This is a genomic window from Microbacterium sp. LKL04 (genome assembly GCF_900102005.1).
Taxonomy (GTDB): Bacteria; Actinomycetota; Actinomycetes; order Actinomycetales; family Microbacteriaceae; genus Microbacterium.
The window spans coordinates 2,203,384-2,223,692 of the sequence record NZ_LT627736.1 but is presented as its reverse complement, the minus strand read 5'-3'; the positions used below and the strand labels follow the sequence as shown (position 1 = coordinate 2,223,692).

The 20,309-nt window shown below is 70.8% G+C and carries 22 protein-coding genes; 8 read left to right on the top strand and 14 right to left on the bottom strand.

Annotated features, from left to right (window positions below; all coding sequences use genetic code 11):
• Window positions 1–28 precede the first annotated feature (28 nt).
• Window positions 29–598 (top strand): NADPH-dependent FMN reductase, encoded by a 570-nt coding sequence (locus BLP38_RS10820; protein WP_091357259.1) that lies wholly within the window; start codon window positions 29–31, stop codon window positions 596–598.
• 68 nt (window positions 599–666) lie between these two features.
• Here BLP38_RS10820 and BLP38_RS10815 read toward each other — a convergent pair whose 3' ends face one another.
• The 3 genes from BLP38_RS10815 to BLP38_RS10805 form a co-directional block, all read right to left on the bottom strand.
• Window positions 667–1,338, bottom strand: a complete 672-nt coding sequence (locus BLP38_RS10815) for a response regulator (RefSeq protein ID WP_091357255.1) — start codon at window positions 1,336–1,338, stop codon at window positions 667–669.
• The gene (locus BLP38_RS10810; protein WP_091357251.1) at window positions 1,335–2,582 is read right to left on the bottom strand and encodes a sensor histidine kinase; all 1,248 of its coding nucleotides are present in this window, start codon (window positions 2,580–2,582) and stop codon (window positions 1,335–1,337) included. The genes BLP38_RS10815 and BLP38_RS10810 overlap by 4 nt, the downstream gene beginning before the upstream one ends.
• 64 nt (window positions 2,583–2,646) lie before the next feature.
• Window positions 2,647–3,486 carry an exodeoxyribonuclease III gene (locus BLP38_RS10805; RefSeq protein ID WP_091357248.1) on the bottom strand — a complete coding sequence of 280 codons (840 nt, stop codon included), beginning with the start codon at window positions 3,484–3,486 and terminating at the stop codon, window positions 2,647–2,649.
• A gap of 52 nt (window positions 3,487–3,538) precedes the next feature.
• On the opposite strand from BLP38_RS10805, the gene pyrE reads away from it, so the two are divergent.
• Window positions 3,539–4,117 (top strand): orotate phosphoribosyltransferase, encoded by a 579-nt coding sequence (gene pyrE, locus BLP38_RS10800; protein WP_091357245.1) that lies wholly within the window; start codon window positions 3,539–3,541, stop codon window positions 4,115–4,117.
• Window positions 4,118–4,120: 3 nt separating this feature from the next.
• Here pyrE and BLP38_RS14340 read toward each other — a convergent pair whose 3' ends face one another.
• Window positions 4,121–4,267: a hypothetical protein gene (locus BLP38_RS14340; RefSeq protein ID WP_165971326.1), complete on the bottom strand. Its 147-nt coding sequence runs from the start codon at window positions 4,265–4,267 to the stop codon at window positions 4,121–4,123.
• 314 nt (window positions 4,268–4,581) lie between these two features.
• Here BLP38_RS14340 and BLP38_RS10795 point away from each other — a divergent pair, with 314 nt between their 5' ends.
• Window positions 4,582–5,535, top strand: a complete 954-nt coding sequence (locus tag BLP38_RS10795) for an SDR family NAD(P)-dependent oxidoreductase (RefSeq protein WP_091357242.1) — start codon at window positions 4,582–4,584, stop codon at window positions 5,533–5,535.
• A gap of 99 nt (window positions 5,536–5,634) precedes the next feature.
• Window positions 5,635–5,784, top strand: a complete 150-nt coding sequence (locus BLP38_RS14245; RefSeq protein ID WP_157681096.1) for a hypothetical protein — start codon at window positions 5,635–5,637, stop codon at window positions 5,782–5,784.
• Window positions 5,785–5,787: 3 nt separating this feature from the next.
• Here the strand turns inward: BLP38_RS14245 and BLP38_RS10790 are convergent, their stop codons facing one another.
• Together BLP38_RS10790 and BLP38_RS10785 are read right to left on the bottom strand one after the other, a co-directional pair.
• Window positions 5,788–6,426 (bottom strand): metal-dependent transcriptional regulator, encoded by a 639-nt coding sequence (locus BLP38_RS10790; protein ID WP_091357239.1) that lies wholly within the window; start codon window positions 6,424–6,426, stop codon window positions 5,788–5,790.
• Window positions 6,427–6,486: 60 nt separating this feature from the next.
• Window positions 6,487–7,245, bottom strand: a complete 759-nt coding sequence (locus tag BLP38_RS10785; protein ID WP_091359792.1) for a TetR/AcrR family transcriptional regulator — start codon at window positions 7,243–7,245, stop codon at window positions 6,487–6,489.
• Between the two features lie 90 nt (window positions 7,246–7,335).
• On the opposite strand from BLP38_RS10785, the gene BLP38_RS10780 reads away from it, so the two are divergent.
• On the top strand, window positions 7,336–8,358 hold the full coding sequence (locus BLP38_RS10780) for an amidohydrolase family protein (protein WP_091357237.1): 1,023 nt from the start codon (window positions 7,336–7,338) through the stop codon (window positions 8,356–8,358).
• 18 nt (window positions 8,359–8,376) lie between these two features.
• Here the strand turns inward: BLP38_RS10780 and BLP38_RS10775 are convergent, their stop codons facing one another.
• Complete coding sequence (locus tag BLP38_RS10775; RefSeq protein WP_091357234.1) at window positions 8,377–9,645, bottom strand: Nramp family divalent metal transporter; 1,269 nt, start codon at window positions 9,643–9,645, stop codon at window positions 8,377–8,379.
• Window positions 9,646–9,858: 213 nt separating this feature from the next.
• Here BLP38_RS10775 and BLP38_RS10770 point away from each other — a divergent pair, with 213 nt between their 5' ends.
• Window positions 9,859–10,497 (top strand): TrmH family RNA methyltransferase, encoded by a 639-nt coding sequence (locus BLP38_RS10770; protein WP_091357231.1) that lies wholly within the window; start codon window positions 9,859–9,861, stop codon window positions 10,495–10,497.
• 3 nt (window positions 10,498–10,500) lie between these two features.
• Here the strand turns inward: BLP38_RS10770 and BLP38_RS10765 are convergent, their stop codons facing one another.
• Together BLP38_RS10765 and BLP38_RS10760 are read right to left on the bottom strand one after the other, a co-directional pair.
• Entirely contained in the window at window positions 10,501–11,160 is a 660-nt protein-coding gene (locus tag BLP38_RS10765) for a response regulator (RefSeq protein WP_091357229.1), read from the bottom strand.
• A complete protein-coding gene (locus BLP38_RS10760) occupies window positions 11,153–12,784 on the bottom strand; it encodes a sensor histidine kinase (protein WP_091357226.1) in 1,632 nt (543 codons plus the stop codon). The genes BLP38_RS10765 and BLP38_RS10760 overlap by 8 nt, the downstream gene beginning before the upstream one ends.
• Before the next feature lie 169 nt (window positions 12,785–12,953).
• On the opposite strand from BLP38_RS10760, the gene BLP38_RS10755 reads away from it, so the two are divergent.
• Together BLP38_RS10755 and BLP38_RS10750 are read left to right on the top strand one after the other, a co-directional pair.
• Window positions 12,954–14,474 (top strand): CitMHS family transporter, encoded by a 1,521-nt coding sequence (locus BLP38_RS10755; RefSeq protein ID WP_091359788.1) that lies wholly within the window; start codon window positions 12,954–12,956, stop codon window positions 14,472–14,474.
• A gap of 86 nt (window positions 14,475–14,560) precedes the next feature.
• On the top strand, window positions 14,561–15,061 hold the full coding sequence (locus BLP38_RS10750; protein WP_091357223.1) for a hypothetical protein: 501 nt from the start codon (window positions 14,561–14,563) through the stop codon (window positions 15,059–15,061).
• A 9-nt stretch (window positions 15,062–15,070) separates the two neighbouring features.
• Here BLP38_RS10750 and BLP38_RS10745 read toward each other — a convergent pair whose 3' ends face one another.
• Genes BLP38_RS10745 through BLP38_RS10725 form a run of 5 tightly spaced genes read right to left on the bottom strand, consistent with a single transcriptional unit; the run spans window position 15,071 to window position 20,240 of the window.
• On the bottom strand, window positions 15,071–16,390 hold the full coding sequence (locus BLP38_RS10745) for an MATE family efflux transporter (protein WP_091357221.1): 1,320 nt from the start codon (window positions 16,388–16,390) through the stop codon (window positions 15,071–15,073).
• 44 nt (window positions 16,391–16,434) lie between these two features.
• Window positions 16,435–17,853, bottom strand: coding sequence for a rhamnulokinase (locus tag BLP38_RS10740; RefSeq protein WP_091357219.1), 1,419 nt, complete (start codon window positions 17,851–17,853; stop codon window positions 16,435–16,437).
• Complete coding sequence (locus BLP38_RS10735; RefSeq protein WP_091357217.1) at window positions 17,850–18,707, bottom strand: alpha/beta hydrolase fold domain-containing protein; 858 nt, start codon at window positions 18,705–18,707, stop codon at window positions 17,850–17,852. The genes BLP38_RS10740 and BLP38_RS10735 overlap by 4 nt, the downstream gene beginning before the upstream one ends.
• 7 nt (window positions 18,708–18,714) lie before the next feature.
• The gene (gene rhaI / locus BLP38_RS10730; RefSeq protein ID WP_091357215.1) at window positions 18,715–19,881 is read right to left on the bottom strand and encodes an L-rhamnose isomerase; all 1,167 of its coding nucleotides are present in this window, start codon (window positions 19,879–19,881) and stop codon (window positions 18,715–18,717) included.
• A complete protein-coding gene (locus tag BLP38_RS10725; protein ID WP_091357213.1) occupies window positions 19,878–20,240 on the bottom strand; it encodes an L-rhamnose mutarotase in 363 nt (120 codons plus the stop codon). The genes rhaI and BLP38_RS10725 overlap by 4 nt, the downstream gene beginning before the upstream one ends.
• Between the last annotated feature and the right edge of the window lie 69 nt (window positions 20,241–20,309).

Sequence of the window (20,309 nt, the reverse complement as noted above, 5' to 3'; positions counted from 1 at the left end):
ATCCCTTTCGATTCTCTTTGGAGGACCCATGACGGACCGCACCATCGGCTACATCGTCGGCAGCATCTCGTCGACCTCGATCAACCGCCGCCTCGCCGAGGCGCTGAAGCGCCTCGCCCCCGAGGGCACGACGCTGGTCGAGATCCCGATCGCCGACCTGCCCTTCTACTCGGTCGACCACGACGGGAACTTCCCCCAGGCCGCCGAGGACTTCAAGCAGGCGATCGCCGACGTCGACGGCGTCATCATCGTGACCCCCGAGTACAGCCGCTCCATCCCGGGCGTGCTGAAGAACGCGCTCGACTGGGCCTCACGCCCGTACGGCCAGAACTCCTTCAACGGAAAGCCCACCGCGGTCATCGGCACCTCGGGCAGCGGCATCGCGACCGCCGCCGCACAGCAGCACCTGAAGGCGATCCTCAGCCACTTCAACGCGCCCACGCTCGGCCAGCCCGAGGGCTACATCCAGAGCACGCCGGGCCTGTTCGCCGAGAACGGCGAGGTCACGAACGACGAGACCGCCGGCTTCCTGATCGGCTACCTCGAGGCCTTCGGCGACCTGGTCGACCGCTTCGCGAAGGTGCCCGCCGGCGCCTGAGTCGCAGCTTCCGCAGCCGAAACGGCCCCGCCCCGACTCGGGCGGGGCCGTTTCTCGTGTGGTCACGCTCAGGCGAGGCCGTAGCGGTGCGCCCAGACGACGGCGGCGACGCGGTCGCGGGCGCCGAGCTTCTGCAGCACGTTCGACACGTGCGTCTTCACCGTCGCCTCGCCGATGTAGAGCTCGCGGGCGATCTCGCCGTTGCTCATCGCCTGCGCGAGCAGCCGCAACACCTCGACCTCGCGGTCGGTGAGCTCCACCGGAAGGCGGGGCGCGGCATCCGTCTCGCGGGGGAGGGATGCCGCCGGTTCCGCCTCGGTCCGGGTGAAGCGCTCGATGACCCGGCGCGTCACGGCCGGCGCGAGCAGCGCGTCGCCCGAGGCGGCGACGCGGACGGCGTTCGTGAGCTCTTCAGGTCCGGCGTTCTTGAGCAGGAATCCGCTCGCCCCGGCCGAGAGGGCCTGGAACAGGTAGTCGTCGCGGTCGAAGGTCGTCACGATGACGACGGATGCCGCGATCCCGGCATCCGCCACGATCTGCCGCGTCGCCTCGAGGCCGTCCATGTCGGGCATCTGCACGTCCATGCAGATGACGTCGGGCTGAAGCGTGCGAGCGGCCTCGATCGCGGCGCGACCGTCGCCCGCCTCGCCGACCACCTCGATGTCGCCGGCGGCATCGAGGATCATGCGGAAGCCGGCCCGCATGACGGCGTGGTCGTCGACCAGCAGCACCCGGATCATGCCGGCACCGCCTGCGACAGCGGCACGCGCACCCGCACGAGGAAGCCGCCCCGGGGCCGAGCTCTCGCCTCGAGCGTTCCTCCGGACGCAGCCGCCCGTTCGCGCATTCCGACGAGGCCGAGGCCCGCTCGCCCGGAGATCGGTCCGCGGCCCTCGTTCGAGACCTCGAGCTCCACCGCGTCGTCGGCGTACCGCAGGCGCACGTCGGCCGTCGCGCCGGGCCCGCCGTGGCGGCGCGCATTCGTGAGGGCCTCCTGCGCGATGCGGTACAGGTTCACCTGCACCAGCTCGGGCGTCGGGACCGGATCCCCCACGATCGAGACCGTCGTCGGCAGGCCGTTCTCGTTCGCGTGGGCGACCAGGTCCGGCAGCGCGTCCAAGCGCACCGTCGACCCGCCGGGGGCGTCGGTCTCGGGGGTGCGGAGCGTCTCGAGAAGCTGACGGAGCTCGGTCAGCGCTTGGCGGGCCGAGGACTCGACGCCTGTCAGCGCGGTGCGCGCCGCATCCGGATCGCGGCCCAGCACCGTGCGCGCGGCGCCCGCCTGCACGCCCATCGCCGACACGTGGTGCGCGACCACGTCGTGCAGCTCGCGGGCGATGCGGACCCGATCGAGGGCGACGGCTTGAGCGGCCGTCCGCTCCCGCTCCCGCTCGAGTTCGCGGGTGCGCTCCTCGAGGGCGGTGCGCTCCATCGCGCCCGTGTAAGCGCGCTCGCCGAACAGGTACGCCCCGCCGAAGAAAGCCACGTTGACGAGGAACTGGATCATCGCGAAGGCCGCGAAGGGCGAGAACGGCCCCTCCTGCGACAGGCCGTCCTCGGAGGAGGCGGCGGTCTGGAAGATCGTGATCATCAGCCACACGAACATCGCGACGATCAGCAGGATGCGCACGAGCGCCGCGCGACGACGATCCGACACCCACGCGCCGACCGTGTACATCCCGACGAACAGGGCGACGTTGCCGACGTAGAGCTCGGGGATGCGCGCCGAGACTCCCACGAAGAACACGACGGACACTGCGATCAGGGTCGTCATCGGGTACCGGCGCCGGAAGGCGAGCGGCGCCGTCATCGCGACCGAGTAGAGCAGACCCCAGATGAGGTCGGGCTGTTCGTCGCCGTAGATGCCCGAGACCGAGCCCAGGGCGGTGCTGATCATCGCGGCGACGAACAGTCCGGCGGCGAGCCAGGCGTCCTGGCGTCGTTCGGCCGCGGTCGCCGCGCGGCGGAGCATCGATTCGGGCATGCTCTCCACGCTAGGGGGGGGACGTGAGCCGCGGCATCCGTCCCGCGGGGGAGTCGACGCGGCGTCAGAAGATCATCGGACGGTCGTCGTCGCCCTCGTCGTTCAGGTCCAGGTCGACCACGACCGGGACGTGGTCGCTCGGGATCTCGCCCTTGCGCTCGTCGCGGTGGATGGATGCCCCGACCACCCCGTCGGCGAAGGCCGAGGAGCCGAGGATGAAGTCGATCCGCAGGCCCTCATTGCGGGGGAAACGCAGCTGCTTGTAGTCCCAGTAGGTGTAGCCGGAGGGGACGAGCGGGCGGACGGTGTCGACGAGTCCGGCGTCGAGGAGGGCCTGGAACGAGGCGCGCTCCTCGGGGGAGACGTGGGTCGTCACGCCTTCGACCACCGTCGGGTCGCCGTTGTCGGCATCCGTCGGTGCGATGTTGAAGTCGCCGACGAGCGCGAGCGGCAGGTCGGGGTGAGCCGCGAGCGTCGACTGCGTGTAGGCGCGGAGGGCCTCGAGCCAGTGCAGCTTGTACGTGAAGTGCGGGTCGTCGAGCCCGCGGCCGTTCGGGACGTAGAGGCTCCACACCTTGACCCCGTTGATCGTCGCGCCCAGCGCCCGCGCCTCCTGCGGGGCATCCGGTCCTTCGTGCCCCTTCAGGAACCCGGGCATGTCGGGGAACGCGTGCTCGACCTCGGTGATCGGGGAGCGACTCGCGATCGCGACGCCGTTCCACTGATTGAGGCCGTGCGCTTCGACGTGATATCCGGCCTCTTCGAACGCCTCATAAGGGAACTGCTCGGGCTTGCACTTGATCTCCTGCATCGCGAGCACGTCGATGTTCTCGCGTACGGCGAAGTCGACGGTGCGCACGATGCGCGCGCGGATCGAATTGACGTTCCAAGTGGCAAGCCGCATGGGATCCAGCCTAGATCGGGCGTCGGACGCCGCCGGTCGTAGACTCGGTGCCGTGACCGTCGCCTCCACGCCCGAACTCGAAGCCGATCGCCAGCGCCTCATCTCGCTCATCCAGGAAGAGGCCGTTTTCCACGGCGACTTCACCCTGTCGAGCGGGAAGAGGGCCTCGTACTACGTCGACATGCGCAAGCTCACGCTCGACCACCGCGCGGCCCCCGCGATCGGGCGGATCATGCTCGACCTCATCCGCGACGTCGACGGCATCGTCGCGGTGGGCGGTCTGACGCTCGGCGCCGACCCCATCGCCAACGCCGTCATGCACGAGTCGGCGCGCACCGACGCTCCGCTCGACGCCTTCGTCGTCCGCAAGGAGCCCAAGGACCACGGCCGCGGTCGTCAGGTCGAAGGAGCGGATGTCGTCGGCAAGCGCGTCATCGTGGTCGAGGACACCTCGACCACGGGACAGTCGGCGCTCAAGGCGGTCGAGGCGCTGCGCCGCGAAGGTGCCGAGCCCGTCGCCGTCGCCGTCATCGTCGACCGCAAGACCGGAGCGCAGGCCGCCGTCGAAGCCGAGGGCCTGACCTGGCTCGCTGCGATCGACCTCGACGACCTGGGGCTGCAGCCGCAGTAGGTCCTATTTGGGCTCGAGGTCGTCCCACGGGTTGCGGTCGTCCTCGTCGTCCCGGCGCCGCCGCACCATCTGCACGACGACGATCACCAACGACGTGACCATCGTCAGCCCGACGACGGCGAACAGCAGGTTCTGCTCGAGTCCGCTCATGCGTCCACTCTCCCACGCATGCAGGCTCGGTGCGGAGGGGCGCGGAGCGCGGGCGCGGCGGGGCGCGGCGGGGCGCGTGGGTGTCCCGCGCGCCGAATCACCACTCGCGTGCCGAATCACCGGTGGAAGGCGCGCATTCGGATGGTGACTCGGCGTTCGGGTGGTGATTCGGCGACGAGGGCGGGACGCGGCGCGGCGCGGCGCGGCGCGCGAGCGAGGCGGGACGCCGGGACCCGCGTGGCGCGTGCGGGGAGGCACGGCGGATGCCGCGCAAGGGGATGCCGCGCACAGCCGCCGAGCGTAGGGTCGAGGATGTGGCGCGCGACGACTGGGACCCCGACGATCTCCCCGATCTGAGCGGCCGCCGCTACCTCGTCACCGGCTCGAACACCGGCCTCGGGTTCTTCTCGTGCCTTCAGCTCGCGGGAGCGGGCGCGCACGTCATCATGACGGCGCGGAACCCGTCGAAGCTGTCCCGCGCCAGGGCCGCGGTCCTCGCGCAGGTGCCGGATGCCGACCTCGAGACGCTCGCGCTCGACACGAGCAATCTCGGCTCGGTGCGTGCCGCTGCGGCGACCGTGCGCGGCCGCGTCGGACTCCACGGCGTCATGCTCAACGCCGGCATCGTGCACCCGCCGAAGACGCGCCAACTGACCCGTGACGGGCACGAACTCGTCATCGCGACCAATGCCCTCGGCCACTACGCGCTCGCCGGGGCCCTCCTCCCCGCCCTCGCCGCTGCCCGCGGTCGCATGGTCTGGCTCGGCTCCATCGCCACGAAGCTCTTCCCGTGGGATCCCGTGGATCCCGAACTGGTCGACGACTACACCCCGTGGCGCGCCTACGTGCAGTCGAAGGTCGCGACCGCGGCCATCGGATTCGAGGCCGACCGTCGGTTGCGCGCGGCATCCGTCCCCGTCTCGAGCCTCGTCGCGCACCCCGGCTACTCGCTCGGCGGACGGACCCGACGCATCGCCGGCGTCAGTGCGCCGTCGCGACGCAAGCGGTTCGTCGGCGGACTGCAGGCCGCCGTCTCGCAGTCGAAGGAGAGCGGCGCGTGGGCGCCGGTCCGCGCACTCGTCGATCCCGAGGCCGAGGGTGGCCAGTACTGGGGTCCCGCGCACACGTACACGGGCGCCCCCGTGCAGGTTCGCGCGCCGCGAGTCACGATCGACCCCGACGTTGGTGCCCGCATGTGGCACTACGCCGAGCACGCGACCCGTGCCGAATGGCCCTACCTCAAGGGCCGCAAACTCCGCCTGCGCTGAGGGTGCCGTGTAGATGTCGCCGCACCGGGTCTTGCCGCGGCGGGTGCGGTCCGCCGATCATGAATTCGGGAGGCGACATAGCTGAGGCGACGGCGGGAGATGCGCGAGATCCTCGACGAGGTGCGCACGATCATGGGCGAGCGGTCGATGGGGCTCAGCTGGCTGCGGATCTGGCTGGACCCGGACCACTCCCGGCTGGAGTTCTGGATGCGGGCGGCACTGCGCCGCCCGGGGAAGAGCGCGGGCTGACGGTCAGGCGGTGAGCCACACCGCGCGCGCGGCAGCGGCCGGCAGGTCGACCGTCGGCCCGCCGTCGATCTGCACGGCGTCGCGCCCCGTCGCGGTGACCGTGTGCCCGACGTCGATGCCGACCTCTTCGAGCGAGCGCAGCAGTGCGGGGTCCCGATCCGAGACCCGCAGGACGCGGCCGGTGTGTCCGATCGTCGCCTCGGCGAGCAGGACGAACGGCTCGCGCTCGACGCTCCCGTCCGGCCCGGGGATCGCGTCGCCGTGCGGGTCGAACCGCGGATGCCCGAGGCGCGCGTCGATCCCGGCGAGCAGTCGGTCGCTGATCGTGTGCTCGAGCACCTCGGCCTCGTCGTGCACCTCATCCCACGCGTAGCCGAACTCGCGGACGAGCCACGTCTCGATGAGGCGATGCCGACGGATCACCGCGGTCGCGCGGGAGGTCCCGGCATCCGTCAGCGAGATCGGACCGTAGGGACGGTGCGACACGAGGCCTTGGGCCGCGAGCTTCTTGATCATCTCGGTGACAGAGGAGGGCGCGAGTCCGAGTTCGGCCGCCAGCACCGACGGGGTGACGGGATCGGTCTGCCACTCGGTGTGGTGGTAGATCGTCTTCAGATAGTCGTCGACCGTGGACGCGGGCACGGACCCCAGATTATCCGCCGAACAGGGTCAGCCAGACTCAGCCGCCACGGGTACGAAGATCTAGAGGGCGTCGGAGGAGGCAGCGCTCCCCGCCGATGATGCTCGCCGGTCGATGCTGCGGCCGACCCATTCACGAAGGAGCGCCTGCTCTGCAGTGCTGAGACCCGTCAGCTCGTCGGTCACGGCTCGCAGCTGGATCAGGAGAGCATCGACGGGGCGGGAAGGGGTCTCGCCCCGGCTGTGGACGATCTGTGCGAGGACGCTGTTGAGCATGTCCTCGGACAGCACGGACATGCGCTCGGCATCGGCCCGCGCGGCCAGAAGTGCGCGGATCACTCCGTCGCCCGCAGCGCGGATGAGGTCTACTGCTCGTTCCTCCGGGACCATCAGGATGCCGGCAGAGGCGATCGCTCGCACGCGCGTCGTCAGGACATCGGGGACACCCGACGGCGTGTCGTGCTCGGCCTGTCGGGTCGCATGCGTGCCGTCGTTCATGAGGAGATACAGACCCGAGTTGGCAAGGCCGAAGTCGATGTGCGCTCGCCATGCTGCCCCCAGAGCGACAACGGGGTCGTCGTCGTCGTCGGCGACATCCTTCGATCGGGCATAGGTCTCGAGGACGTGGGCTGCGACTGCCCGAACCAGCCCCTGCTTGTCCTCGAACAGGCGGTAGATCGTGGGGGCTTGCACGCCCGCCCGCATAGCAACGGCACGGGTGGTCATCGCGGCCGCGCCGCCCTCGGCGATGAGTTCACTGGCGGCCGTGAGGATGATCTCCCGTATGCGATGCCGCTGTGTGTCCTCGTCTCCCGCGCCCATCTTCACAACGATACCGCGTTGGTGTTACTGTCGATATTATCACCGGTAACACTCCGACGTTAGCGGCGATTTAACCGTCGGAGGATTGGCATGCCAGAGAAGATCAAGATCGTCGGGCTCGAAGAGCACATCGCGCTCCCGCTGGTGCTGGATGCGTGGGAACGTTCGGGGGTCCAGCCGAACGCGCACTCCGGGTGGGGAGACGACCCGTTCGCCCGCCGGCTCCGGAGTACCGGCGCGGAGCGCCTGGCCGACATGGACGATCAAGGGATCGACGTGGCCGTCCTGTCGCTGAATTCACCCGGGGTCCAGAATCTGTCCGCAGCGGACGCGCCCGTCGTCGCGCGCGACGCGAACGATCACCTCGCCGCGATCGTGTCCGAACATCCCAACCGGTTCCAGGCGTGGGCCGCCATCCCCACGGCCGACCCGACCGCCGCCGCGGCCGAGCTCGAGCGGGCCGTCGACCGGCTCGGCTTCGTCGGAGCGATGCTCTACGGCCGCACCGGCGACGTCTTGGCTGACTCGCCGGCCCACGACGAGCTGTACGCGAAGGCCGTGGAACTCGGCGTGCCCCTGCACTTCCACCCGCAGGTGCCCACGCCCGGGGTCATCGAGTCCTATTACTCGGCCCTCGGCCCGGCCGGCATGGGCCTCGCTACCGCGGGCCTCGGCTGGTACTACGACCTCGGGATCCAGTACATGCGCATGATCTTCAGTGGCGTCTTCGACCGCCATCCCGATCTGCAGGTCGTCGCCGGGCACTGGGGGGAGTTGGTGATGTTCTATCTCGACCACACCGGCATCATGGCGAGCAACGCGAAACTCGAGCGACCGCTGCTCGACTACTGGGCCCAGAACTTCTGGATCGCGGGGAGCGGCACCGTGTCTCAGCGCTACATGCGGTGGACCGCGGAGGTCGTCGGGACCGAGCGGATGGTCTACTCGACGGATTACCCCTACACGTTCGGTACTCGCCCCGATGACTTTCCCTTCCTCGACACCTCTACCGGCGTCGGCCGCAGCTTTCTCGAGGATTCGCCATTCACGCACGAGCAGAAGGTCGCCATCGGTTCCGGCAACTGGGAGTTGCTGACGACCCGGCGGCGATGACACGTGACGGGCCTGTCGTCATGGGCCGAACAGGGTCAGCCAGAGCAGTAGGCCGTTGAGCGTCACGAGGAAGACCGACGCGAGGATGCCGGCGATCGTCGTCCATGCCCGGTTGCGGTACCCGCCCAGCACGTCCGCTTGCGCGGTGAGCGCGACCAGGGGGACGAGTGCGAACGGGATGCCGAAGCTCAGCACGACCTGGCTGATGATCAGGGCGAGCGTCGGGTCGACCCCGACGGCGAGGATCGCGAGCGCCGGCACGAGTGTCACGAGGCGCCGGGCGAGGAGCGGGATGCGGACGCGCAGCAGGCCGTGCATGATCTCGGCTCCCGCGTAGGCTCCGACCGCGCTGCTGGCCAGGCCGCTTGCGAGCAGACCGACGGCGAACAGGGTCGCGACGACGGGTCCGATCCCGTTCTGGAGCGCGGCATACGCGCCCTCGAGGCTGTCGGTGCCGGGGACGCCCGCGAGGTTGGCCGCCGCGAGCAGCAGGATGCAGAGGTTTACCGTGCCCGCGATGGCAAGCGCGATCGTCACGTCCCAGCGGGTGGCGCGGAGCGCGCGGCGAGTGTCGATCGCGGCGTCGGCGGCCGCGGCATCCGTCCGGCGGATCTCGGTCGGCCGGAAGCGGTCGCGCGCGAGCGAGCTGTGCGCGTAGATCGCGTGGGGCATGATCGTGGCGCCGAGGATGGATGCCGCGAGCAGCACCGAATCCGTTCCCTCGAAGCGCGGCAGGAGGCCCTCCACGACGCCGGATGCCTCGGGGGGACCGATGAAGACGCCGTAGGTGAAGCCGAGAGCGATGATCACCATGAGGCCGATGATCACGAACTCGAAGCTGCGTGCGCCGCGACGGGACTGGATGAGCAGCAGCGCGATCGAGACGGCCCCCGTGATGAGCCCGCCCCAGAAGAGGGGCACGCCGAACAGCAGCCAGAGCGCGACGGCGCCGCCGATGATCTCGGCGACGTCGGTCGCCATCGCGACGAGCTCGGCCTGCAGCCAGTACGCGCGGCGGGCGGTGTTCGTGCGGAAGCGCGCGCCGAGGAGCTCGGGCAGGCTCCGGCCCGTGACGATGCCGAGCTTCGCCGACAGGTACTGGATCAGCCAGGCCATCACGTTGCCGAGCACGACGACCCACACCAGCAGGTAGCCGTAGCGGGCGCCCGCGGTCATGTTGCTCGCGACGTTGCCGGGGTCGAGGTAGGCCACGCCTGCGACGAGTGCCGGTCCCAGGAGCCAGGCCGCGCGCGCTCGTGTTCGGACGGGCGGGGGATTTTTCGGCATACCGAAAAATCTAGCGCACGGGGCGAGTGGGGGTCGCCGGGGGCGTCGCGGGGGCGTGGGCGGCGCCTCCCGGCGCCGAATCACCACTGGGCTGCCGAGTCACCATCCGGATGCGCGCCTTTCGGTGGTGATTCGGCGCGGGGGCGGTGATTCGGCGCGGGTGGGCGTGCGCGCGGGCCGGGCGCGGGCGCGGGCGCGGACTAGCCTGGATCGGTGCCAGAGCCCACCGACACCGACGCCGAACCGCAGCTTCCGGTGGGGGTCGGGCCGTGGCCGGGCGACCGGGATGAGTGGCCCGACGACCCGCGCTACGACCGCGACCTGCTCGAGCACGGGGACCGACGCAATGTCGTCGACCGGTACCGCTACTGGACGATGGCGGCGATCGTGGCGGATCTCGACGAGAAGCGGCATCCGTTCCACGTCGCGATCGAGAACTGGCAGCACGACATGAACATCGGCTCGATCGTGCGCAGCGCCAACGCGTTCGGGGCCGCCGAGGTGCACATCATCGGCAAGCGGCGCTGGAACCGGCGCGGCGCGATGGTCACCGACCGGTACCAGCACGTCCGCCACCACGAGGACGTCGCGGCCTTCACCGCATGGGCGGATGCCGCGGGTCTGCCGGTGCTCGCGATCGACAACGTCGACGGGTCGGTGCCGGTGGATCGGGCGGACCTGCCTGAGCGCTGCGTCCTGCTGTTCGGGCAGGAAGGTCCGGGGCTCTCGCCCGAGGCGCTGGCCGCGGCATCCGGTGTCGTCGAGATCACCCAGTACGGGTCGACCCGGTCGATCAACGCCTCGGCCGCCGCGGCGGTCGTCATGTACGAATGGTGCCGCCGGCACGCCTGAGGCTCATCCCGCCCCCTCCGCGAGGCGGAAGCGGTGCTCGGGGCGGCCGGTCGTGCCGTAGCGCAGGCTGATCTCGACGAGACCGCGCGAGGCGAGCGCGGTGAGATGGCGCTGCGCCGTCGCGCGCGAGATGCCGCTCCGGTCGGCGACCTCGCTTGCGGACGCCTCGCCATCGGCGAGGGCGCCGAGGATGGTCCGCTCGGTCGCCGACCGCGACAGCGACGCCTGTTCGGGTGCGCCGCGCAGCACCGTCGCGGCCCGGTCGATCTGCTCCTGCGTCAGCGGAGCGGTATCGGAGAGCAGGTTGCGGTAGCGCGCGTAGCGATCGAGCCGGTCGGCGAGCGTCCGCGCCTCGAACGGTTTCACGAGGTAGGCGAGAGCGCCGGCGCGGAACGCCCGGCGGACGGTCCGCGCATCCGTCGCCGCGCTCAGGACGAACGCGTCGACGCCGCAGGCGCGCACCACCTCGATGCCGTCGCCATCGGGCAGATAGACGTCGGCGAGGATCAGGTCGGGCGTCTCGGCCCGCACCGCCGCCAGCGCGTCGGCTGCGGTGCGCACCGGCTCGAGCGCCGCGAATCCGCGCACCCCCGTCACGATGTCGCGGTGCACACCGGCGACGCGGAAGTCGTCGTCGATGATCAGCACTCGGATGTCAGTCATCCTCGCCCTCCTCGATCTCCCCGGGGCCGGCCGGCCCCATCACTCCCGGCAGGCGGGCCCCGAACACCGCGCCAATCCCGTCGCCGCCCGCATCGATGATCCAGACCTCGCCGCCGCGACGTCGCGCGATCTCACGCGACAGGGGCAGGCCGATGCCGTGCCCGTGCACCGCCGTGTCGGTGTCGGATCTCGTGCGCGCCGCGAACACGTCTCCGGGGTCCGCGATGCCCGCGCCCGAATCCGCCACCGTCACGACGAGCCCGTCCTCCTCCACCGCGTCGAGGAGCGTGACCTCCACCCACGACGGGCCCTCGGAGAGGGATGCCGCGGCCGTCACCGCGTTCCCGACGAGGTTCCCGAGCACCGCCAGGCTGTCCTCCACCTCGCGCAGCGTGCTGCGCAGCAACGTCTCCTCGCCCACCCGCAGCTCGACGCCGCGCTCGCGCGCGCTCTCCGCCATCGCACCGAGGAACGACTGCAGGACCGGGTCCGTCACGGCATCCAGTCCCGCGACGCGAGGGTCGACGGCGCCGCGGCCCGACACCTCGCGCAGGAAGTCGCGGGCCTCGTCGCCGCGGCCGGCGTCGAGAAGACCGGATGCCGCATGCAGCCGATTGGCGAATTCGTGACGCTGGGCGCGCAGCGCGTCGGTCAGCGTGCGGACGCCGTCGAGGCGTTCGGTCAGCGCGAGCAGGTCGGTGCGGTCGCGGAGGATGGCGGCCGTTCCGAGCGCGCGGGAGCCGCGGCGCACCGGACGCACGTCGATGTAGATGATGCGATCGCCGACCGCGATGCCCGAAGGTGCACCGGTCGACAGAGCCTCGCGCGCGGCCCGGTCGACGGGTGCGTCGGCGAGCGCCGATCCCGGCTCGACCCGCACCCCCAGCATCCGTGTCGCCGCATCGCTCCACACGCGCACGACCCCGTCCGGATCCACCGCGACCACGCCCTCGTCGGCACTCTCGAAGACGGCGGTCTGCGTCTGCACGAGGGCTGCCAGCTCCTCGGGCTGCAGGCCGAGCGTCACCCGCTCGAGTCGCCGGCGCATCAGCAGCGCGGCGACCGCGCCCAGCACGAGGGCGATCAGGACGGCGACGGCGATCCCGGTGAGGAGAGCGGGGAGATCCCGGAACACGCTGGCGCGCTCGAACCCGACGCTCACCTCGCCGACGGGACGGTCCGCGGCCCCGGGGGCGTAGACCGGCACCTTTGCCCGGGCCGACTCGCCGAGCGTGCCCGACTCCCACGTCACGACCTCGCGGCCGGCGAGGGCCTCGTCGAAGCTCGTGCTCACGACCTCACCGAGTCGGTCGGGGTCGGGGTGGGCGAGACGGATGCCGTGATCGTCGGTGATCACGACGAACAGCACGTCGGTGCGGGAGGTGACCGCGCCGGCGTACGTCTGGAGAGGGCCGTCCTGCAGAGCCGCCGCACCCGGGGTGCCGGGGTCAGCGGAATAGTCGGCCACCAGCTCCCGGACGTCGGGCGTCGTCGCGACGCTCCGGGCGATGTTGAGCGCAGACGATTCGGCCTCGGCACGGAGCTGCTGGACACCCAGGAACAGGAAGACACCGGCGCACGCCGCCACGACGCACACCTGCGTGACGAGCTGGAGGACCAGCATCCGGCTTCCGAATCGCATCCACCCTCCTGGTGCGCACAATGAGCGAAAGCCACGTTACGCGCACAACGACGCGGAATGCGCCTTAGCGCGCGCACGGCCTTCGCAGGTCCCTACTCTCTCGAGACGAGGTGCCGTGTCCGTGGCGCCGCTTCACGACGAAGGAGTCGCGATGAGCATCGTGCAGACCGCCGCAGCCGAGTATCCCGTGGCGTTCACCCCGCCGGACACCGTCCTGGTCATCCTCGGCTTCGTGATGGTGCTGACCTTCATGGCGTTGATCATGACGAGGCGCCTCACCCCCATGGTTGCGCTCATCACCGTGCCGACGATCTTCGGCCTCTTCGCCGGCGCCGGCCTGGGCCTCGGTGACATGGTCATCGACGCGATCGGCGATCTGGCCCCCACGGCGGCGCTCCTCATGTTCGCGATCATGTACTTCGGCATCATGATCGACGTCGGCCTGTTCGACCCGCTCATCCGCCTCATCACGCGCCTCCTCGGCGACGACCCCGCCAAGGTCGTCCTCGGCACGGCGATCCTCGCCGGCGCGGTCTCGCTGGACGGCGACGGCTCGACGACGTTCATCATCACGACGTCCGCGATGCTGCCGATCTACCTGCGGCTCGGGATGAGCCCGGTCGTCCTCACCTGTGTCGCCGGCCTCATGAACGGCACGCTGAACATCGTGCCGTGGGGCGGCCCGACGGTGCGCGCCGCCTCGGCGCTCGGCCTGCAGCCGACCGACATCTTCGTGCCGATGCTCCCCTCGCTCGCCACCGGCCTCGTCATCTCGCTGCTGTTCGCCTGGTTCCTGGGGCTCTCCGAGCGTCGCCGTCTCGCCGGATCGGTCGACACGTCGCGCCTCGAGGGCGCTAGCGGCGACGGGCGCCTCGGCGCCCCGCGACTGTTCCGCGGCGCGGAGAACAAGCCGGGGGCGCTCGCACACCTGCGCACCGGCAACATCGTCACGGTCCGCGGTGCCCGCACCGCCGTCGACGCCGCGAAGCTCGTCGACACGGCCGACACCGCGATGGCCGACACCCTGCTCGACCCGAACCGTGCGACGCTCCGGCCGAAGCTCATCTGGTTCAACCTCGTGCTGACGATCGCCGTCATGGTGATGCTCGTGCTCGACATCTACCCGCTGGCGTACGTCTTCATGGTCGGCGCGGCCATCGCCCTCCTCGTGAACTTCCCCCGCCTCAAGACGCAGGCCGACGAGATCGTCGCCCACGCCCCCAGCATCGTCGGGGTCGTCTCGATGGTCCTCGCCGCCGGTGTGCTCGTCGGCGTGCTGAACGGCACCGGCATGGTCACCGCGATGGCGAGCTGGGTCACGCAGGTGATCCCGCCGTCGCTCGGACCGTTCATGGCCGTGATCACCGGCATCCTGTCGATCCCGTTCACGTTCTTCATGTCGAACGACGCGTTCTACTTCGGCATCCTGCCGATCCTCGCCGAGAGCGCGACGACCTACGGCATCGAACCCGTCGAGATGGCGCGCGCCTCGATCACCGGGCAGCCGGTGCACCTGCAGAGCCCGCTCGTCCCGGCCATCCTGCTGCTCGTCTCCCTCGCGGGCGTCAACCTCGGCGATCACCACAAGAAGGTCCTGTGGCGCGCGGTCGTCGTCTCGCTCGTGATGCTCGCCGTGGGCGTCCTCGTCGGGTCGATCCCGCTGATGGCCTGAGGCAGGCCGACCCCGCGTTCCCGGAGGGGCGGATGCCGCTACGGTGAACGTGCGCGCTCTGGGGGCGCGCACGATGTGGGGGAGACATGTCACTGCGAGTTGCCGAGCGCTCGCCGCTCGCCGGCGCCCAGGTCGTCCGCGACGTCCTGGGCGCGGTCGTCCTGACGGTCGTCGCCGGTGCGGTCGTGTGGGCGGCGACGAGCACGTCCCGGCGGGTGTGCGCGCCGGTCCCGTCCGGATGGTGGGGTGGTCTCGCGCCGGCGGGAGCGCCGGAGGAGTTCTGCGCGATCCTGCATCTCGAACCGAGCCCGCTCGTCCTCCTGGCGCTCGCGCTCGTCCTCGTGTTCTCGATCTCACGGGTGCTGCGGGTGGCGCGGTCGGCGCAAGAGAGTGCGCGCATCCTGTCGCGAGCGGTCACCGCCATCGTCATCATCGCCGCCGTGACCGTCGTCGTCGGTCAGGCGTGGCTCTGGCTGTACGGTTACCCGAGTAGCGCGCCGGACGGAGCGCTACTCGTGGTGCCGCCCTTCCCCTTCGCGGGAGGTTCGGTCGAGGAGGAGACGTTCAACATCGCCTTCGTCGGCTGACGACGCGTCTCAGACCGTGGCGGGCATCCACTCCGAGCGGCGCACTCGCCACCCGAGGGTGCCGAGGCGCGCGAGCATGTAGACGCCGAAGAAGCACGCGGCCAGCCAGGCGAGTCCGCCCGATCCGCCCGGGTGCAGCGCCGCGACGACCGCGAGCGCCGGGATGTAGGGCACCAGGTTCAGGCCGCCCGCGATCGCGAGGTACTTGGCATCACCGGCGCCCATGAGCACGCCGTCGAGGACGAAGACGACACCGCACACCGGTTGCGCGATCGCGAGCACGAGGAGGGCGGGCACGATCAGGGCCGCCAGGTCGGGGTCGCCGGTGAACGCCAGCCCGATCACCCCCGAGAGTGCGGCGATGAGCACGCCCACGATGACGCCGAACCACGCGCCCCACGCGACCGTCCGTCCGAGCACGCGGCGCACGAACGGCTCGTCCTGGGCACCGAGCCCGCGCCCGATCAGCGCCTGGGCGGCGATCGCGAGCGCGTCGAGCGCGAACGCCGCTGTCGAGAAGATCGTGAACGCGACCTGCCATCCGGCGAGCTCAGCGGTGCCGAGACCCGTCGCGACCGCGACCGTGGCCAGGAACGCGGCGCGCAGCGACACGGTCCGGAGAAACAGCCAGCCGCCCGAGCGGGCAGATCCGCGCACACCGTCGCGCTGGGGGAGCACGGATGCCGCGTGCCGCCGTGCGAGCCGTCCGATGACGACGACGTAGGCCGCGACCATGCCCCACTGCGCGGCGACGGTGCCGGCGGCGGACCCCGCGATGCCCCACCCGAACCCGTAGATGAACAGCCAGTTGAGCAGGGCGTTCGCGCCGAAGCCGAGGCCCGCGATCCAGAGCGGTGTCACGGTGTCCTGCATGCCGCGCAGAAGGCCCGTCGCGGCGAACACGATGAGCATGGCGGGCAGTCCCCACATCGACATCGCGAGATAGGTGACGGCCTGCTCGGCGACATCGCGGCTCGGGCCGAAGAGGTCGACGAGCCACGGCGTCGCGAGGGTTCCGAAGAGTGCGAGCAGGGCGCCGAGGCCGAGGGCGAGCCAGAGGCCGTCGATGCCGACGCTGACGGCGCTCTTGCTGTCGCCTGCTCCGAACCGTCGGGCGACGGCGGGCGTCGTCGAATAGGCGAGGAAGACCATGAGGCCGACGATCGTCTGGAGGATCGCCCCCGCGATGCCGAGGCCCGCGAGCGGGACGACGCCGAGGTGGCCGATCAGGGCGGCATCCACGATGAGGAACATCGGCTCGGCGATCAGCGCACCGAGCGCCGGCACGGCGAGGCGCAGGATCTCGCGGTTCAAAGTCGGCGCGGGCATGATTTTCAGCCTAGGGGTGACCGGGGACCCGTCCCGCCGTGCGGTCAGCCGGCGGCCGGCTCGTACCGTCGGGGCTCGTGGGTCCGGGCGACGAGGTCCCGCAGCGCCTCGAGCGAGCCGGTCACAAGACCCGCGGCCCGCGCCTGCACGAGGATGTTGCCGAGCGCGGTCGCCTCGACCGGGCCCGCGAGCACCGGGACGCCCGCCCGATCGGCGGTGCGCTGACAGAGCAGCTCGTTGAGCGAGCCGCCGCCGACGATGTGGATGACGCGCACGTCGACCCCGCCGATGCGGCCGGCCTCGTGTGCGGTGTCGGCGAAGGCCTGTGCGAGCGACTCGATGATGCTGCGGGCGATCTCGGCCTGACTCTGCGGCGCCGCGACGCCGTGCTCCGCGCACCACGCGGCGATGCGCGCGGGCATGTCTCCCGGAGGCAGGAAGCGCGCGTCGTCGACGTCGAAGATCGAGACAGCACCCGGCACGGCGGCCGCGGCGGCCAGCAGTTCGGTGAGTTCGATCTCGTGGCCCTCGCGCTGCCATCCGCGGACGGTCTCGCTGAGGATCCACAGGCCCATGACGTTGCGGAGCAGCCGGGTGCGCCCGTCGACGCCGCCTTCGTTCGTGAATCCCGCCTCGCGGGCGGTGTCGGTGAGGACGGGGCGCTCGGCCTCGACCCCTACGAGCCCCCACGTCCCGCACGAGATGTACGCCGCGTCGCCGGAGGCCATTGGGACGGCGACGACGGCGGATGCCGTGTCGTGCGACCCGACGGCGGTCACCGTTGTCTGGGGCGCGCCGATGCTCGCGGCGACCTCACTGGTGAGGGGGCCGAGGGGCTCACCCGGCGCGATGAGCGGCGCCAACAAGTGCTGCGGCAGACCGAGGGCGGCCGTGAGGTCGGCATCCCAGTCGCCCGTGTCGGCTCGGAGCAGGCCCGTCGTCGACGCGTTCGTCCGTTCGGCGCGTGCCTGGCCTGTGAGCCAGAACCCGATGAGGTCGGGGACGAGAAGTGCGTGTTCGGCGAGGCGCAGCACGGAGCGATCCTCGGCGGCGAGCTGGTAGAGCGTGTTGAACGGCAGAAACTGCAGGCCGTTGCGGGCGAACAGCTCGTCGTGCGGGTGCGTCGCGTGGACGGCCTCGACGCCGCGAGCGGTGCGCTCGTCACGGTAGTGGAACGGCTCGCCGAGCAGGCGCGAGCGGGCGACCAGGCCGTAGTCAACGGCCCACGAGTCCACTCCGATGCTCGCGATGTCGCCGCTCCGCGATGCCTCGCGGAGGCCGTCGAGCACGGAGCCGTAGAGGCCCAGGATGTTCCAGTGCAGGCCGTCGGCGACCCGCACCGGATCGTTCGCGAAGCGCGCGACCGTGGTGGTCTCGAGCGTGTCGGAGCCGACGTGACCGACGATGACCCGGCCGCTCGTCGCGCCGAGGTCGACGGCGGCGACGGTTCCTCGCGCGCTCACGGCGTAAGGCCGGCCAGGCGCGCGGCGAAGCGGGCCAGCGTGAGGGAGGCGGCATCCCCTTCATCGGGGCGGTTGAGGTGGCCGTGGTCGGTCCCCGGCTCGATGACGTGCTCGACGTCGCGGCCGGCGGACGTCAGCGTCCGGGCGAAGTGCTCGCTCGAGACCCGCAGCTCGTCGACGTCGCCCGCGACGATGAGCGTCGGCGGGAACTCGGCGAGGTCCTCGTGGGTCGCGAGACCCGGGATCGCGGCGAGAGGCGCGTCCACGACCGATCCGCCGACGTAGTTCTCGTACATTCCGCGGACGGCATCCGGACCGAACCGGTCGGCGTCGGGCCTGGCGTCGAGCGCGGCGCGGAGCTCGCCCCCGGGTGCCGGCTGCTCGGCCAGCAGCGTCGGGTAGGCGAGCAGCACGAGCGCCGGCAGGTGCCGGTCGTTCTGGATGAGGCGCAGGACGGCTCCGGTCGCGATGTTCGCACCGGCACTCGCTCCGCCGATCGCGAGGCGCGCCGGATCGACCCCGAGCGTCGCGGCCTCGGCGAGCAGCCAGTCCCACACCGCAAGAGTGTCGTCGGATGCCGCGGGGAACCCCGCGCGCTCGCGGCCGGGCTCCGTCGCGGGAGTCTCCCACCCGTCGGGCAGCGGCGCCAGGCGGTAGTCGACGGAGAGGACCGTGGTCCCGGCATCCGCCAGCGTCCGTGCGACGTGATCGGCCTCGGGCATGTCGATGTCCCCTGCGGCGAACCCGCCGCCGTGGAGCCACACGAGACCCGGGGTCGGGCGGTCGAGGACGCGCGCCGGGTAGACGCGGACGAGGCCGCCGGCGGCGCCGTAAGGGGTGGGGATCTCGCTCATCGGTCGATCATGCACCCCAGCCGGCCTGCGTGCCGCCGACACGCTCGTCAGCGATCCTCTGCAGGTGACCGGATGCCGCGTACGCGGCCATCGGGTCGGCGGCGAGGCCACGCGACTCACGCCACTCGGCGAGAGCGGGACGGACGTCGGTGTAGAAGGCGTCCATGAGGATGCCGTTGGCTCCGAGGACGTCGTTGGCCTGCTGCGCGGCATCCAGCGCGTTCCGGTCGATGAGCAGAGCGCGAGCCGTCATCTCCTGCACGTTGAGCACCGAGCGGATCTGGCCGGGGATCTTGTCCTCGATGTTGTGGCACTGGTCGAGCATGAACGCGACGTCGGGGTTGTTCAGACCGCCGCCGCGGACGACCTCGGCCAGGATGCGGAACAGCTGGAACGGGTCGGCGGAACCCACGATGAGGTCGTCGTCGGCGTAGAAGCGCGAGTTGAAGTCGAAGGACCCGAGCTTTCCGAGGCGCAGGAGTTGCATGACGATGAACTCGATGTTGGTGCCCGGCGCGTGGTGACCGGTGTCGAGGCAGACCATCGCCTTCTCGCCGAGGGCGGCGACCTGGGCGTAGGAGGTTCCCCAGTCGGGGACGTCGGTGTGGTAGAACGACGGCTCGAAGAACTTGTACTCGAGCACGAGACGCTGCGCGTCGCCGAGGCGGGCGTAGATCTGCTGGAGCGAGTCCTGCAGGCGGTCCTGGCGGCCGCGCATGTCGTTCTGGCCGGGGTAGTTCGACCCCTCGGCCAGCCAGATCTTGAGGTCGCGCGAGCCCGTCTCGTGCATGATGTCGATGCACTCGAGGTGGTGGTCGATCGCCTTGCGGCGAATGCTCTCGTCGTGGTGCGTCAGCGCGCCGAACTTGTAGTCCTCGTCCTGGAACGTGTTCGAGTTGACGGTGCCCAGCTGCACGCCGAGGCCCTCGGCGTGGCGGCGCAGGGCGGCGTAGTCGTCGACCTTGTCCCACGGGATGTGCAGCGCGACGCTGGGAGCCAGCGCCGTGTAGCGGTTGACCTCGGCGGCATCCGCGATCTTCTCGAACGGATCCCGCGGGGTGCCGGCTGTCGCGAAGACGCGGAACCGGGTGCCGGAGTTGCCGAACGCCCAGCTGGGGAGCTCGATGGCCTGCCCCTCGAGCTGGGTGAGGATGTCGGAGGACAGCGTGGTCATGAGGGATCGCTTTCTGAGGGTGCGGCGGCTGTCGCCAGCTGGTCGTGCAGGTTGAAGACTTCGGCCAGCGGCGTCGCGGCCTGGTCGGGGCGTCCGTCGAGTCCGACGAAGAAGCGGGACATCTCGGCCTCCCATCGCGCGGCGATGGGGGAGGCGGCGAGGTAGGCCTGCGCCGCGGTGTCGTCGTCGACCTCGTAGTAGCCGAAGAGGCGGCCGCCGTCGCCGAGGAAGAGCGAGTAGTTGCGCCGACCGGCTGCCGCGATCTCGGCGAGCATCTCGGGCCAGACGGGGGTGTGACGCGCGACGTACTCGTCGATGAGGGCAGGGTCGATCTGGAGTTGGAAGGCGACGCGGGTCATGTCACTCCTTCGTGAGGCCGGGTCGAGAATCAGGGAAACGTTTCATGAAACGATTCAACCTTGTGAACA